General features: G+C 63.2%; 9 protein-coding genes and 1 pseudogene. All 10 read right to left on the bottom strand.

The annotated features are described in order from the left end of the window. Nucleotides 1-431: pseudogene (locus tag BV034_RS36115) on the bottom strand (hypothetical protein); the annotation flags it as partial. A 138-nt stretch (nt 432-569) separates the two neighbouring features. After that, entirely contained in the window at nt 570-1,694 is a 1,125-nt protein-coding gene (locus tag BV034_RS17505; RefSeq protein ID WP_050028288.1) for a hypothetical protein, read from the bottom strand. Further along, nucleotides 1,691-6,313, bottom strand: a complete 4,623-nt coding sequence (locus tag BV034_RS17500) for a hypothetical protein (RefSeq protein ID WP_050028287.1) — start codon at nt 6,311-6,313, stop codon at nt 1,691-1,693. The genes BV034_RS17505 and BV034_RS17500 overlap by 4 nt, the downstream gene beginning before the upstream one ends. Nucleotides 6,314-6,362: 49 nt before the next feature. After that, a complete protein-coding gene (locus BV034_RS17495) occupies nt 6,363-8,648 on the bottom strand; it encodes a VWA domain-containing protein (protein ID WP_265593123.1) in 2,286 nt (761 codons plus the stop codon). A 77-nt stretch (nt 8,649-8,725) separates the two neighbouring features. Next, on the bottom strand, nt 8,726-10,879 hold the full coding sequence (locus BV034_RS17490; RefSeq protein ID WP_050028285.1) for a BatA domain-containing protein: 2,154 nt from the start codon (nt 10,877-10,879) through the stop codon (nt 8,726-8,728). Nucleotides 10,880-10,952: 73 nt separating this feature from the next. Further along, complete coding sequence (locus BV034_RS17485) at nt 10,953-11,849, bottom strand: DUF58 domain-containing protein (protein ID WP_050028284.1); 897 nt, start codon at nt 11,847-11,849, stop codon at nt 10,953-10,955. 81 nt (nt 11,850-11,930) lie between these two features. Beyond that, nucleotides 11,931-12,944 carry a MoxR family ATPase gene (locus BV034_RS17480; protein WP_050028283.1) on the bottom strand — a complete coding sequence of 338 codons (1,014 nt, stop codon included), beginning with the start codon at nt 12,942-12,944 and terminating at the stop codon, nt 11,931-11,933. 215 nt (nt 12,945-13,159) lie between these two features. Further along, a complete protein-coding gene (locus BV034_RS17475) occupies nt 13,160-14,017 on the bottom strand; it encodes an ATP-binding protein (RefSeq protein ID WP_050028282.1) in 858 nt (285 codons plus the stop codon). Beyond that, complete coding sequence (locus tag BV034_RS17470; RefSeq protein ID WP_050028281.1) at nt 14,014-15,222, bottom strand: PAS domain-containing hybrid sensor histidine kinase/response regulator; 1,209 nt, start codon at nt 15,220-15,222, stop codon at nt 14,014-14,016. The genes BV034_RS17475 and BV034_RS17470 overlap by 4 nt, the downstream gene beginning before the upstream one ends. Before the next feature lie 541 nt (nt 15,223-15,763). Next, nucleotides 15,764-15,964 (bottom strand): hypothetical protein, encoded by a 201-nt coding sequence (locus tag BV034_RS36110; protein WP_265593122.1) that lies wholly within the window; start codon nt 15,962-15,964, stop codon nt 15,764-15,766. Nucleotides 15,965-16,167 lie beyond the last annotated feature (203 nt).

Genomic DNA, 16,167 nt, shown 5'->3' with positions numbered 1-16,167 from the left:
AGAGCCAGACCCGGGAGGGTCATGAAAAGCACCAAGGCGGTGCTCGTCATCTGCCAGGCGTTGTGGCCTGGGCCAGGTCCGGGAACCAAAGAGGTCGCGAGGTCTGCGCGCGGCACGTTGTTCATGTAGGCCTCGATATCCGCAAGACGCTGCTCAAGAGTGGGACCGGCAGGTGCAGCTTCTGTAGCGGCAGCAGGGGCCTCAGCAGCAGCGGCAGGCGCTGGAGCGGGGGCTGGGGCTTCAGCGGCCGGGGCGGGAGCAGGAGCCGCAGGAGCTTCAGCCGGAGCAGGTGCAGGGGCTGGAGCATCCTGGGCGAAGGCCCGCCCGGAGTTGACGGTCATGCAGGCGAGGCCTGCCACCGCGACAACGGTTTCTAGTATGGTCCACTTCTTCTTCTTTGTGAGCATGGTGTCGTTTGGGTTGAGTTGCATGAATCAGGCAAGTGCCGCCTTCGTCACGCAATTCAGCAAGCGCCGTGCCAACTTTTCCCAGTCGAAGAAGTATGTATGCCGCATGCACCTTTTTTAGATCGCAGGTGCAAGGAAAGCCCTAGAAAATCGGGGCTTCCACTATTTCTGATAAATCGGCAAAAAGTGGTAGTGCACGGACAAACTGAGGAGTCCCAGAGCCGTCGCATAGATGGGACCGGCACTGCGCTCATTCCCATTTCTTGGTTGCCAGGCCCCGTCGGGCTGTTGGAGTTGAACCAGAAGCTGTTCTGTCTTCTCACGCCCCACCGCCGCGAAGTCTCCGCCGCGCTGATACATGGCCTGCGCGTAGTAGTAGTTTCCGTAATAAAACCAGGGCTCCGTGGGCGACGGAGGATTCTTCATCAGGTAGTTCCCGCCGCCGATGACTTCGGGTGCATCGTACTGGGCACAAACCTGGAGGGAAAGCATGCCGGCAGCGGTGGTGGAGAAGGTCTGACGCCCACCGTAGGGCTCGTAGCTGAAGGCGGCTTCCATGTCCACCGGTTGGCCCTGGTTGTTGCGCTCGGATCGATAACTGCGCTTCATGTATTCCACCGCCCGGTCGATGGTGCTCTTGGGCACTTTCACCCCGGCGTTGTTGGCGGCACGGAGGGCCATGACCTGCCAGACGCTGACGGAAATATCGGAATCGCTGCTGCCGGGCTCGTAGCGCCAGCCGCCGCGGTTGGCCTCGCTTTTGACGACGTCCTGGGAGCGCATGATGAGCTCCACGGCGCGCTCCACGCGAGTGCGGAGTTTGCGATCCATCTCTTCGTCCTGAGTCTGCCCGACCATCTCGGCAAACATCAGCGTCATGATGCCGTGACCGTACATGCGAGAGCGGTCGCTCTGGCCCAGATAGCCCTCTTCATTGGGGACAATGTTGTCCGTCATGAAGCGCAGACCCTTGGCGACAGCGCGGCCTTCGGGGGTGGGATCGGTGGGCATGTGGCCCACGCTCGTGAGACCCATGATGGCCATGGCGGTGAGGGCTCCGCTGTGCTGGGGCACGGGATCGCCGCGATTTTCATCAAGGAAACAACCCTGGGAGCGCTGCTGGCCAATCAGCCAGCGGGAGGCCTTGTCCACGGCCTGCTTCACTGCCGGGGAAACCGCGGTGGAAGAAGGAGAGGTCTGACCAGGGGAATGGGCGAAAGGAAGGGCCAGCAATCCCCAGAAAGCGAACTTCAAAACGGGCATGAGCTGTCTGCGGTACGGCATCATTTTTTGGCCTTCTCTGCAATGGCCTTGTAATAGCTTTCGATGGCGGCGCGGTACTCTGGAGAAGGCTCCTGACGGGAGGCTTCGCTAAGGTCCTTGGCCATGCGGGTGGGGAGGTGACCCCAGTCACCTGCCTGGGTCGCTCCCAAAACGGGGACGACGAGATTGGTCTGGCCCTGGGTCATGTTGCCGGAGGCATCAGGAGCGGGCTCCTGATTCGGTCCTTTGGCTGTCTGGCTGTTGCGTTGGGCGGCTTGCGGGGGCTTCTGACCGGGGACCATGCCCTGGGCACGAGCTTGAGCCATCTGCTGGGCCTGGGCCTGATTGGCTTGGGCCAGACTTTGCTGGGCGTTTTGTTGCGCGCTCTGTTGTGGGTTCTGCCCCTGGCCTTGTTGTTGCTGGGGTTGGCCTTGCTGCTGACCCTGCTGCGTGCTGGCTTGGGCCTGTTGTCCTTCCTGGGACTGTTGGGGACTGCCGCCTTCCATCGGGTTCACCGCTTGATCCAACTCATCCAAGGCCTGGGCCAGCATCGTCCCTTTGGCGGCATCGGAGAAGGAGGTGGGTGGAGGGGTGTTTTCGGCTTGGGCGGAGGCGGTTTCGGCAGCGGCTTGGTGCGCCTGTTGCCCCGTCTGGGAAGCCTGTTCCGCAGTTTGAGGAGTCATCTGCGAAGGATTGGCTTTCACTGCGTCTGCCAGCTCCTTCAGTTTGGCGCTGGCTTGGGCGACCTTTTGCGCTGCGGCCTTCTGGTCGAGGCGCTCCTGGTGCCTGGCCACGCGGGCCAGATCATGAGCTCCCATGGAGGTGGCGAGGGGGGCCATTTGAGGCTGGCTTTGTGCGAGCTCCAGGTTCGACTGGGATTCCTGAGCCGTCTTCTCGGAAAGCTCGCCCAACGCCCGCTGCATCTGGGGATTCTTCTTCAACTCCTGTTCGAGAGCGGCCAGGGCCTTCTTGGGGTCCTGCTGGGCCTGCTCCATGATCTTGGCGATCTGCTGCGCTTCCTGATAGCTCTGATCCAGCGGTTGCTTGATGCCGAGGGCCTCCTCCACGGCCTGTTGGGCGGCGAGAGCATCTTCCGGAAGAGCCTGGCCCTGCTCCATTTTCTGGAGGTTCTGGGCGAGTTGATCCAGTGCCTGTGCGGTTTGTTTTTGGGCCTGGGCGGCGTTCTTCAGGGCCTGCGCCTGCTGCTGCGGAGCTTGTTGGGCCTGAGCAGCTTGCTGGAGGTTTTGCGCGATTTGCGGTGTCTGCTGGCGGATCTGGGCCATGCCGACATCGGCAGCGCGGGCCATCTGGCGGTCGGCTTCCTTCTGGAGGTCCGCGGCATTGGCCTCCTGGCGGAGCGCGGCCTGAAGATCCGAGAGCTTTTGAGCGTCCTCCTTGGCCTGAGGCATCAGGGCATTGGCCTGTTGGGCGGTCTGTTCGGCAGGCTGGTTGTTCTCTGCCGCCTGGGCCGTCTGCTGGGTCTGTTCCTGGGAACGTTGCAGGGCATCCGAGGTGTTTTTGGCCAGCTCGCTCAGCTTGGGCGTCATGGCTTCCACTTGCTCGCGGGCCGCTGCGACTTTGGGGGCAAACTGGCTGATGGCTTCGGCGAGTTTGGCCTCGGCCTTGGCATTCGCTTCCAGAGCCCGGTTTTGCTCGGGAGCCATCGGTTGGGGTTGCTGCCCGTTCTGCTTCTGGTCGGCGAGTTGACGCAGCTGGTTCTGGGTCTCATCCCGCTGCCATTGAGCATTGTTCGCGGCCTCTTGCGCGGCGTTGGCGGCTTCCTGGTTGGACTGGGCCCGACGCAGGGTGTCCGGCAGTTGCTTCAATTGGTTGGCGGCAGCTTGAGCGGCGGGGAGTTGCTCAGCAGGCGTCTCTTGTGCCAAGGCGGCGTCCTTCGCCTGTTGGAGGGAGGCGGCGGCATCTTGCGCCATGGCGTCTGACTCCAGAGCGCGGGCGGATTCCACCAACTGGCGGGCTTTGTCCGAGACGGCCTTGATCTGCTCTGGCGACTCTGTGCGGCGAAGCTCCTCGGCAAGGTTTTGCAAAGCGCGGCCCATGCGGTTCTTGTCCAACGCGGCCTGATTGTTGGTCTGGTGGTTTTGCTCCCGGAGCTCGCTCTGGTCCTTGAACTGTCGGGCGGCGGCTTCGAGACGATCGGCAGCCTGCTCTTTGGGAGGTTCGCTCTGGTTCTTTTGCTCTTTCTTTTCGTTGGCGGCCTTGGCCATCTGGTCCCGCGCTTGATCCAAGGCAGCGAGGGCGGGGTTTTGGTCTCTCAGAAGACGCTCCCGCATCTCCTGGGCCTTCTGGGCGGTTTCATCCGCGAACCAGCGGCTGGCGTCGCGTGCCTGGTTGGCGGCGTTGCGCAGTTCATGCGCCTGACCATAGAGATACTCGGGGGCCTGGTGCTGCTTGGGGGAGTCCAGCGAGTTTTGAACCGCAGGCATCTTCTTGTCGAAGTTCTCGAGGTGCTGGTTCACATCCCTTTTGCGGTAGTCTTGGATGGCTGACTTGAGGTCTTCCAGATCCTTCCTGGCACTGGCAGCGGCGGCCAGGGCGGCACGTTGTTGCTCCTGCCACTTGCCGCGTTCATCGGGATTGCGATTGGCATCGATGGCCTTCTCCGCAAGCTTGGTCTGCTGGGGGGCGAGATGCTCCATGGCCTCGCGCACGGCCTTGGCGGAATCCGCCGCAGCAAAGGCCTCCATAGCCTGCGAAACCGTCTCGGCATCATTCGCCAGCTGGTTGGCAGCGTCCTTCAACTGACGCTCGTCCAGATCCTCTGCCTGACTCTGTTCCTGCAGCTCCTTGAGATGCTGGCCACGCAACTCGGCAAGACGCTGCCCGGCGAGGTTGAGTTCCATCGCCTTGAGCGGATTGTCAGACTTTTGCGCCGTCTCCTTGAGCTTGTTCCAGAGGTCCTCCGACTTCTCGTCCACCGCCGCCAGATGTTGTTTCATCTTGGCCAGAGCGGCCTCTGCCTGCATTTCCTGCTCGTCGTTCTTGCGCTGTTTTTTGTCAAAGGCACGAACTTTTTCCGTCTCTTTGCGCAGGTCGCGTACTTCCTCTGCCAGGGCCTTTGCACTGGCGGCCAGGCGACGTTGGTCGGCCGCGAGCTCACGCTGGGCGAGGTTGAGTTTGTCCTCCACAATGAGGAGGCGGACGGGGTAGGACTCGGCCTTCTGGCCTTTGAAATCCACGGCCACGAGCTTGACGATGACGGAGTCGCCCGACTTGACCGGGAGCGGGGTCAGCTTGATGGAAGAGTGAATCTCTGCCCGCTTGCCAGCCTTCTCCTGGATGACGGTTTCCTTCCAGTCGGCACCGTTGATGGCGTGGGCCACCAGGATCTTGGCGAGGCCGATATCATCATCCGCGATGCCCACCAGCTCGACAGTGTCATCCGTGCGACATTCGAGCTGCTCACGAGGCTGGGTGATGCCGATCGATGGCGGGTGGTCGATCACCGTCTGGATGCGCCACGGGGAGGCTTCTTCGTTGGTGAATCCGGTGCCCCGTGCGGTCAGGGTGATCTGCCAGGCGTCTGACTTCCCATCAATTGGAATGGCGAGTGTCAGTGATTCCGCGGAGTTTGGATTCACTCCTACGAGGCTAGCATTGGGCTGGAGAAAGGCGGTGGATTTCTCCACAGGCTGATTGGTCTTCATGGTCACCTGCACCACGGAGCCATCCAGGGCGCTCAGGTCGCCGTGGTCTTCCGTGAGGGTCTGGGGTGGCAGGCCCGTGTAGGCGGGTGGGGTGATGGTCTTGGCAAACTCCAGCACGCGGGGACGCGGTCTGGCGTGGAAGGTGTGCCAGGCGGTGATGGCATCACCTGCCAGGATGCGATACTGCACGCTGCTCTGGCCGATGCCGACGGAGCCCTCGTAGCGCTGGGCCCCGTTGTGAGTGAGCTCCATCTTGGAGGGCTTGGAATCACCGGTGCGGGTCTCAACCAGAACGCGGCGGGGAATCTTGCCGTCGATCTGGACGGCGAGCGGGACGCTGGAGGCCAGGGGCACGACGACGTCTGCGCGCACTGGGGTGACGATCGTGACCTTGGTGCTGGAGGGGCGGGAGAGATTGGCGAAGGGCAGGGCGGCGCGGGCAATGAAGCCGGGCAGATGGAGGCCAGGCACAAAGGAGAGGGCGATGATGAGCAGCAGCACGCCGCCGAGAACCTTGAACCAGGGGATGAGCAGGTTGGTGGGGAGGATGCGTTCGGCCTTGAAGTCCTGAAGGTCTCCGGCCACGTCGTCCTGCAGACGGGCGCGGAATTCCGGAGAGTCGGGCAGGTTCTCCTGAACGCCCTGGGAAAGCTCCACCGCCGAAAGGAGCTTTTCATGCATGCGCTTGTCCGCCACTTCCATCAGGCGAGCGGCGCCGTAGAGCCCGCGGGCTTCTTTGACAAAGCGCACGCCCAGACGCCAGGCGGCGATGAGGGCGATGAAGTAGCCGGTGTAGCTGAGTCCCTGGCGGAGGGAGTCAGGCATGAAGGTGGCCCAGTCCAAAATGGCCACGATGAGCAGCAGGCCCAGCAACACGACAGCGGCGGCGATGCCTGCCTTCATCATGAGGAGCCGGGTGCGCCGATCCCGGAAGCTGGCCAGTGCATCCACTGTGGCAGGTCGCAGGGTCGTGTTCATTGGGAGTAATACGATTGGGTGGGCTTTGTTCTTGGGGCGTTCGTCCGGCTCAGACCAGCCGCCACACCTTGCGCAGGATCCATTCCGCTGTGAGCAGGAGCATCACGGCACCGAACCACCACCAGCTGTACCAGAGATTGGTCTCGGTGGCGCGGGTTTCCATGCGGTCGAGTTGTTGGAGCAGGTCGGGCAACTGGGCGATGTCTCCCTCCCGAAGGAATCGCCCCTGACTGACGCGGGCCATGCCTTCCAGCAGCGGGCGGTTGAGGGTGAGCTGGCTCCATTCCTTGTTGGCCTGGCTTTCCACGCGGAAACTCAGTTTCAGATCACTGGCCGGGGCGGTGCCTTCACTGACGGTGATGTGATAGTCCCCAGCCGGCAGGGTTCCGGTGATGGCACGGAAGACGCCTCCATGCGAGGGGTCAGGGGTGAGTTCCAGACTGGCGATTTCCAGACCATTGCGGAAGACATGTGCCCGGGGGCTGCCTGCTGAGACGATGGCTCCGGATTCGTTACGGAGGCGGACGCGAAGCTCTGCAGTGTCGCCCTCTTGATAACGCAGCTGATCGGTGCCGAGGCTGAGGCGGTCGTTCTCGACCATGAAGGGCGGGGCGGCGACCCAGGCAGCCACCTGCATCCAGAAGCGCTGATGATGCTGGTCGGCCACCTCATAACGCCAGCGCCAGAGCTCATCCGTGCCGATCCAGAGGACGCTGCCCGCTCCGAGGCGACGCCAGACCATCGCGGGCGAGGGAGCGACGGTGCTGTTGCCCAGGCGGGCGAGCACCGCGGCATCCGGGAGAGGCTCCGCGGGAGCCACCCAGAAGGGCTTGGGGAGACGGGCCCAGAGCCCGGGGTTGGTGCTGGGGGAATCGCTCAGGCGCAGTGCCTCCATCGTCTCGCCCTGTGGAGTCAGATCGTAGTCGAGGGCTGCGGAGGGGGCTCCCTCGTTCTTCCACTTCACCGGAATGAGGCTGCCGGCCTTGGTCTGCGGCCAGGCTTGGAGGTGATTCCGGCGGCCATCCACGAGGATGAGACCCCCGCCGCGTTTTTCCACGAACTCGACGAGTTGAGCCTGCTGCTCCTCGCTGAGGGCATCTGGGCGAAGGTCGCCCAGAATGACGAGGTCGTAGTTCATGAGATCCTCCCGGGTCTTGGGGAAGGCCTCCTGAACCTGGCCGCCCTGGCCGCGGGTGAAGGTGTCGTAGCCGACCATCACATCCCAGCGCTCGTCGCGGTCGAAGTGGTTGTGCAGATAGCGCGTCTCCCACCGGGGGCGGCCGTCCAACACGAGCACCCGGCGCTTGCGGCTGAGGAGGTGCAAGGAAACGGTCTGGCTGTTGTTGTTCGCGATCTTGTCCAGCGCGGCGTTGTTTCCCGTAAGCTCAACGCGGGCGGTCAGGGTGCGGAGGGACTGCTGGGGATCTCCCGTGAGCCCGCGCACCGGGAAGCTGAAGTCAAAGCGGCGTTCCCCGGCGCCGGTGGTGGTGAAGCTCTGCTGCCAGAGCACCTTGGCGCCTTGAGCGACATTCATGCTCGCGGCCAGTCCCGGAGGCAGCGTGTCATTCATCACGAGGGTGCCTTCGGCCCGGTCTTCAGAGAAGACGGCCTCCGGCATGAGCACATTGATGACGGCCAGATCCGGGGGCGGCACCTCGCTGCCATAACCGACGGTGAACACGGGGATGCCGCTTTCCCGGAGTCCGGCGGCCATCTCCTCTGGCGAGCCAGGGCCGTTGTGCTGACCGTCCGTGAGGATCACCAGAGCGGTGCCAGCAGGGTTGGGGCCCAGGGCATCGCGCAGGGGTTGATCAAGATTGGTGGCGGTGGACTCGGGCTTGAATTCGAAATGATGTGGGAGATCGCCGGAGACATCCCGCCCGCCCTGGCGGTGCCACCAGAGACGCTCGCTGCGATAACCCCGCAGGGCAAACAGCTCCACATCGTGCTTTTCCGCCAGCGTCTTGACCAGCGAGTGGTTGGGATCGAGGAGGGCATCCTCCATGCGGGCAAAGCGGGAGCCCGAGTGCAAGGAATCAACGGAGCCAGCCGGAGGAGGAGCGTGAGGGGCCGCCGGGGTACCTGTGGCGGCGGCATCGTCCGTGAAACTCATGCTGGCAGAGGCATCTGCCACCAGCACGACGCGTCCGAGCTGGCGGAACGTGGCGATGTGGCGCAGGATGGGACCGGCAAGGCACAAGAGGGCCAGAAACACCGCCAGGGAGCGGAGCAGGGGCAGGAGCCAGCGGGCTGTGCCGGTGTGGAAGCGCAGCTCCCGGCGGTAGTAGAAGAACATGACCAGCGCGAGCCCCAACGCGACCGCGAGGACGGGCATGGCGGGCCAGTCACCGGTGAAGCGCAGTTGGGTTTCTGTTTGCTGGGGAGTCACTGAGAAGAGAGTCGAAACGGGGGTCAGGCGCGGGAGATGCGCTGCTGGAGGAAGACCTCCGCGAAGAGGAAGATGATGAGGGCAAAGAGAAGGGGCTGCCACGCCTCTGCCCCGTGACGGCGGGTGCGATCCAGGCGGGCGTATTCATCCTGGCTGGCGGCATAGGTGGCCCCCAGACGTTGGGCCATGGTGCGAATGGCCTCCTCCGGCATGGGATCAAGGTTGGACTCGTCCGGATTGAGGTTGAAGGCGAAGCGGCGCACCTCTGCTCCTGGCGAGTCCTTGGCCTTCAGCTCGTAGATGCCGGGTACCAGGGTGTCGGCATAGTCCACGAAGATGACGCCATCCCGGTCGGCGCGGGGAGTTAGTTCCTTGACCTGGCTGGCGGGATCCTTGAGCTCGTAGTTGGACTTGGCCTGCTGGGTGCCGAGGGAAGCGCGAAGGACGGAACCGCAGAGCTGGCTCTGGGGGGCGGCGTTCTGGGTGGCCAGGTAGGTGACCACACGCTGCATGAGCGGCACAAAGGCGGGCTGCAGGGGGAGATTGCTCCACTGGGCATTCGCGGTGGAGGCCACGGCGATGACGCGCCCTTTCCCGAGCGGCTTCTCGACCATGAGGGCATCACCGCGATCGAGGTTCAGGATGGGGCGGGCTTCGCCTTCGATCTTGTCGAACTTCAGCCAGTGGGTGAAGGCGGCATCCTGCAGGCGCATGCCGCGGGCGTCGTTGAAGTACGTGATGGCGGGATGGGTGTGGCGCTGGTTGAGGATGCGGGCCGGGGTCTGGCCCTCGTCCACATGGCCGAAGCCGTTGAACGAGCAGGGCAGCAGGCCCTTGCCCTTGTTGTAGAGTTTTTCCTGATACCAGCGCAGATCCATGTCCGGGCCTGCAAAGATGACGAGGCCGCCGCCGCGCTGGACGAACTCCTCCAGCTCCTGCACCTGGCGGTCGTTGAGGCGTTCCACATTCGCGAGGATGGCCACCTCACTGCCTTCAAAAGACTTGTCCCGGATGGACTGATGCTCGACGACACCAGTGCGAATGACGTCCTTAAGGGTAGTGGCGGCGCTCTGGTGTGGCGTCAGGGCAATTTCAAGGAAATCGGTAGCCCCCTCCAGCGGTCCGCTGCGGGACTTGCCGCGGACCAGGAGGCAGTTCACCTGCTCCCGCACGGGGATGATGACGGAGAAGGCGTTGTCATCGGGAAGAGAATCGCCTTCGACCCGCACGGTGACCGCCTGATCCCCTGCGGTATCCAGCGTGTGGCTCAAGGTGAGCACGGACTCCGAGTTGGGCGCGATCGAGACGCGGGTGGAGCGCATGCGGGCGCCGTTGGCCTCCAGATGCACGGCGACGTCCTGATAGGCGCGAGGCCCGTGATTCTGAATGCGGGCGCGCAAGGCGATGGCCTGGCCGCGGGCGACGACAAACGCGGAGGGTTCCACGGAAACAACCGCGAGGTTTGACTCGGTGTCGCTGGGGGCGCGAAGGAAGGTGACCAGGGGAGGATGCTCCTGTTTGAGCAACCCCTCCAGAGCGGGCAGAGTGCCGCCCTCAGAGAGGTGCCGCCAGTCGCTCCATTTGAAGTCGGAGACGACCAGCACCTCGCGGGCCGCGGTGGCCATCTTGGGCAGTTCCGCCTGGGCGAGTTGAAACGCGTCTTGCAGGGCCAGGGGGCCGCTCAGGCTGGGCTCGTTCTCCAGCCGGGTGGGGAGAGATTCCAGATCGGTGGTAGTCTGGGGCAGGAGCCTGCGGGCGGGTGCCCCGGCGAGGATGACGGAAGCGTCTGAGCCGCGGGACAGACCGGCGAGGGTCTGGCGCAGGTCGTTGCGGGCCTTGTCCCGCGGAGTGCCGCCGGTGCCGGGCGCACGCATGGAGAAGCTGTTGTCCAGCAGCACGAGCAGGGACGTCTTGTCAAAACCCGGGAGCTGGCTGAGGGCACTGAGGACGGGCAGGGCGAGACAGAGGGCGAGCAGGATGGGTATGCTGATGCGCACGGCCAGCAGGAGCTTCTGCTCCACCTTCACATTGCGCTTCTTTTGCCGCAGCGCCTCATGCAGCAGGTGCATGGGGCCCCAACGCACGGTCACCACCTTGCGCTTGTTCAGCAGGTGGATGATGAGCGGAATCAGGAAAGCTGCCAGACCCGCCAGGAGGATGGGGTTCAGGAAACTCATGGCGGGAGCCCGCGGCCGCCCAGCGTGGACGGCGCGGTGAGGCGGCGGAAGCAGATGGGAGAAGAAGCCGGCATCATTGGCGCATGCGCAGGGCCAGGTAGGCCTTGACGGCTTCAGTAAGAGGTTCGTCGGTGATGATGGGAACGAGGTCGGCGTGATGGCGACGCAACCCCTCGACGAGGTCCTCGCGGAAGGTCTTCAGCACCTGCAGGTAGCGCTGCCGGATGGCTGCCGGGTCGAGCAGGAGGGCGTCGTCCGTCTTCTCCATGTTCTCAAAGCGGGCCCAGCGGGAGAATGGAAAGTCCAGTTCATCCCGGTCCCAGAGCTGGAACACAATGATCTCATGCCCCTGCTTGCGCAGCACCCCCACCGCCTGCAGAAGACGCTCTGCATCGTCAAAACAGTCAGAGATCAGCATCAGGAGGCCTCGGCGCTTGAGGCGCGAGGCAAGGTTCTTGAGCACGGTGGCGAGGGATGTTTCACCCCCTGGCTGGCTGCGCTGCAATGTATCGAGGATGTGGTGCAGATGGCTCGTCTTCGTCCGGCAGGGGATGAAGTCCCGCAGCTTGTCATCGAAGGTGACGAGGCCCACGGCATCCTGCTGGCCGGTGAGGACATAGGCCAGGGCGGCCGCCAGCTTGCGGGCGTGCTCGTACTTGATCGTGCCCTTCGTGCCGCGGTAGGCCATGCTGCCGCTGGAATCGAGCAGGATGGTGGCGCGCAGGTTCGTTTCTTCATCGAACTCGCGGATGTAGAAGCGGTCACTGCGGCCGAAGATCTTCCAGTCCAGCCGTTTGATCTCATCGCCCTGGACATAGGGGCGGTGCTGGCGGAACTCGACGCTGGAGCCCTTGTGCGGGGAGGCGTGCAGGCCGGTGGAGAAGCCCTCCATGACCGTCCTGGCAAACAGCGGCAACCCCGTGAGCTGCACGAGGTCTTCTGCGGTCAGGAGATCGGAGAGTTTGGCCATGAAGGGCGGAAGGGGATCGAGGAAATCCGGCGGCGGCGGGAGGGCCGCAACGCGCGCTGAGGAAACCTGCGCGAGAACGAACTACAGCACGCGGGAGCCCTGGGGACGGCGCGTGTTTTCCAGCAGGTGCTTCACAATGTGGTCCACGGTGACGCCCTCCGCCTCGGCATGGAAGGTGGGCACGATGCGATGGCGCAGCACCGGGTAGGCGAGCGCTTCGACATCATCCACCGTCATGTGGGTGCGGCCCCGCAAGAGGGCGCGGACCTTGCCAGCGAGGATGAGGTGCTGGCTGGCACGGGGGCCTGCGCCCCAGCCAACCATCTGTTTCACATAGGTGGAAACGCCTTCCTCGGTTGTCCGGGTGGCGCGGACGAGGTCCAGGACAAAGTCCGTGACGTGGTCTGGCACGGGCACCCGCCGGGCCAGGGTCTGGGCCTGTTGCAGTTCTTCACCGCTGAGGACGGGCTCGATGACGCTGGAGATGGTGCCGGTCGTGCGGGCGAGGATCTCACGCTCGTCATCCCGGGTGGGGTAGGCGACCTTGATGAGAAAGAGGAAACGATCCTTCTGGGCCTCAGGGAGCGGATAGGTGCCTTCCTGCTCGATGGGGTTCTGCGTGGCGAGGACGAAGAACGGGCGGGGCAGGGCAAAGGTCTCCTGGCCGACGGTGACGGAGTGCTCCTGCATGGCCTCCAGCAGGGCGGCCTGGGTCTTGGGCGGGGTACGGTTGATCTCATCCGCGAGGATGATCTGGGAGAAGATCGGCCCGCGCATGAAGATGAGCTTGCGGCGTCCGGTATCGGCATCCTCCTGGATGATCTCCGTGCCGGTGATGTCTGCGGGCATGAGATCCGGCGTGAACTGGATGCGCCGGAAGCCCAGATGCATTGCGTCTGCAAAGGACTTCACGAGGAGGGTCTTGGCCAGCCCGGGGACGCCTTCCAAAAGGGCGTGACCGCCTGCGGCCATCGCGATGAACACCTGCTCGATCACGTCGTCCTGACCGACGATCCTTTTGCTCAGCTCTGTCTTGAGTTTTTGATAACCGTTGACCAGGATTTGCGCGGCTTCAGTATCGGTAGGGGTGGACATGGGTGAGTGACAGGAGCGAGGTCAGCAAGTAGGAGAAAACGATCTGGTTGGGTGACAACTTGCACATGCGGGCTCAAATGCGCAGGGTGTTTGGACAAGAATTGTCCGAAAACCGAGCCCATGAGCGACGCACATGTCGTGCCCTGGAGCACTAGAATCCACCCAGGCCATTCTATCACCCTATAGCGATGCTGCGGCGGGACGCCAGCACGACCTCAGGAGGAGGTGGAATTGAGGCGGGGGCGGGGCCTATTTCCTCCGATGGGAGTGTGCCTGCCCCGTCCCGTGCATCGGCAGACGGCGGTGATCAGCTCGGCGGGATCCACGGGTTTGGACAAGAAGTGATCAAAACCCGCCGCAAGGGCCCGATCCCGGTCTTCCTGGCGGGCGAAGGCGGTGAGGGCAATGGCGGGGATGTGGCCGCAATGCTCCGCATCCAGCTGTCGGGCGGCGGCGATGAGGTCGAAGCCGTCCATGTCGGGCATGGCGATGTCGCTCACCAGCACGTGGTAGATCTTGGTTTGCAGAGTCTCGATCGCCTCGGCTGCCGAGAGGGTTGCGGCGACGGTGGCGCCTCGATTCCTCAGCACCCGGGCCATGAGTTCCAGGTTGTCCGGCACATCATCCACCACCAGCACCGAGGTCCCGGTCAGATCAACGCTCTCCTCCAGCGCGGCGGAGGGGTCGGCAAAAAGTTCGCCACCCGACTCGGCGGTGGGGAGGAACAAGGGAAGGGTGATCTTGAAAGTGGCTCCCTTTCCGACTCCGGGACTGAAGACCTGCACGGTGCCGTGGTGCATCTCAGTCAGATGTTTGACGATGGAGAGCCCGAGGCCCAGGCCTCCGTACTTGCGGGTGGACGAAGCGTCCGCCTGACGGAAGCGGTCAAAGACATGCGGCAGGAACAGAGGATCGATGCCAAGACCGGTGTCGGTGACGACGAGTTCGGCCCGGTCCTGGCCGCAGATGATGGAGAGATCAAGGGTGCCGCCTGGCGGGGTGAACTTGACCCCGTTGGTCAGGAGGTTCCAGATGATCTGTTGGAGCCGGGCGCTGTCGCCGCTGACGATCACTGGGGGGCGTCCACGGGAGCGGTCACCGTGATGTTTTTCTCCTCGGCCATGATGCGGATGGTCTCCACCGCTTCCTTGGCCAGGGAAAGGAGGTTGGTGGGCTTGAAATCAAAGTGGACCTTCCCGCTCAAGATGCGGCTCATATCCAGGAGGTCGGCGATGAGTTTGGCCTGGAGCTGGGTGTTGCGCTCGATGACATCCAGCCCGGTGGCGAGTTCTTCCAGGTTCGATGAATCGGTGCGGAGAATGCTGGCCCAGCCCAGGATGGCGTTCAGGGGATTGCGCAGCTCGTGGGAGAGGGTGGCCAGGAACTCGTCTTTGATGCGGTTGGCGCGGTCCGCCTCGGCGCGGGCTTCGCGTTCCTTGACCAGCAGCACTTCGCGTTCGCGATCGCGATGCTTGCGACCGGTCGCATCACCAATGGTACCCACCACCGAGAGAATGTTGCCCTGGCTGTCATAGACCCCGCGCCCTTTGGCGTGGACCCAGATCTCCTTGCCGTCATTGGAGCGGATGACACGGTACTCCACGTCGTAGTTGGTCCGGGTCCGGATCGCCTCATCCACGATGAGCTTGGTGGGCCCCCGGTCGTCTGGATGAATGTCCGTGCGGAGAGACTCCCGGCTGTGGCGATCTTCAGGAGAAACACCCAGGATCTCCGCAGCGCGACGGGAGAGGGTCATGGCGTTGGCGTTGGCATCCCAGCTCCAGTCACCCAACTGGGAGTGTTCCAGGGCGAGAGCGAGCCGGATGGAGGACTCTTGTAGAGCTGCCTCCGAGGCTTTGCGGTCCGCCACCTCCTTGGTGAGATCGCTGTTGAGCCGGACCATGCCGGGCAGGTTCATGGCCGTGGGCAGGATCTTGATGAGGGCGATGACCGTGGACCAGGAGACCACGGCGGTCACCAGTTTCATCATACCGGAGAAACGGTACCAGGGATGCCAGAAGATGGTGGCCTCAATGAGATGGGTGAGGCCGCAGGAAAGAATGAAGCAGGCGAAGAGCCAGTAGAGCTTCGGGAACGCGACCTCGCGCCCCTTCGCGATGACGAACCAGGCGATGGAGGTGGGGATGGCGGCGTAGGCCCCAAAGATGGCGAGGTCTGAGAGGATGTGGAGCCAGCCATGAATGTCACTCCAGTCGCCGCAATGCCAGCGGGCGGGAAAGCCTGAGGTGTCAAAAAGCTGTCGGATGGGCTCGATCACTCGAAAGACGTGGGCGGAGTCTGCGCTGCGTTTAGCGCGTTGGGTTGGCAAAAGCAAATTAATGCAAGATCCAAAATATGGGGAGCGGGGGAGAGCGGCAAGAGTTCTTGGGGATCAAAATGGGAAGATGGGGAGGGCGGTGAGGGGTGAGTGGTAAGAGGTAAGTGGTGGACTGAGGTGCAGGGCGGGTTGGGTAGAGAGAAGCGGGATGCCTTGGGAAACTGTTGGTAGTTAAAACTTTAGTTTGCCTCAGTCGAGCCAGCGTAAGGCGTCCTGAGAAAACTGAAGTTTGTGCTGCGAACAGAGCCTCGCGAGATTGGCCCCTGTGACGGAGAAACACGTATTGGCATGGCTTCGTAGCTTTGTGTGGGCATGAACCTCAACCCCTCCGGCGACTGATGCCGATTGCCAATCGGCGGCACAGCAGATTGCCAATCTGCGCTACCAGTCACTCGGCCTCGCCGCTTCCAATTTCCGGTTTAATCCCGACACAGGACTCCCGAAAGCGGCGACTTTGGCCGCACTCCCCAAGATGCTGTACCTAGCGTGATGCCTTGAACTCGCCCGAGCCTCCGACATCGCTGGCCCCAATCTCAAGCACCCGCGCCTCCGGAAACAACACCTGAGCCCGCAGACTCTTCGGGAGCCCTGTGGAGAACTCGAACCAGCCCACGCCATCGGAGCCTAGAACGGAAGTAGCGCAGATTGGCAATCTGCTGTGCCGCCGATTGGCAATCGGCATGAAATGGAGCGGAGGGTGGAGGGGAGAAGTTGTAGGGACGATCGACTGAGCAGACTGAAGTCTGTACTCCAAACAGCTGCGGGCGGTGAGGCGCTGGCGGGGCCGGGTGGGTGTGAGGACATCAGAAGGGGAGCAAAAGTGGCGATGCTCGCCGCAGTCCCAAAGATGCTGCGCATCCAGGTGAGGGATGTGATGGGATGGTT

The sequence above is a fragment of the Verrucomicrobium sp. BvORR034 genome, from assembly GCF_000739635.1.
GTDB lineage: Bacteria > Verrucomicrobiota > Verrucomicrobiia > Verrucomicrobiales > Verrucomicrobiaceae > Verrucomicrobium.
The sequence above is the reverse complement of the archived record's forward strand: the minus strand, read 5'-3'. Positions and strand labels throughout refer to the sequence as shown.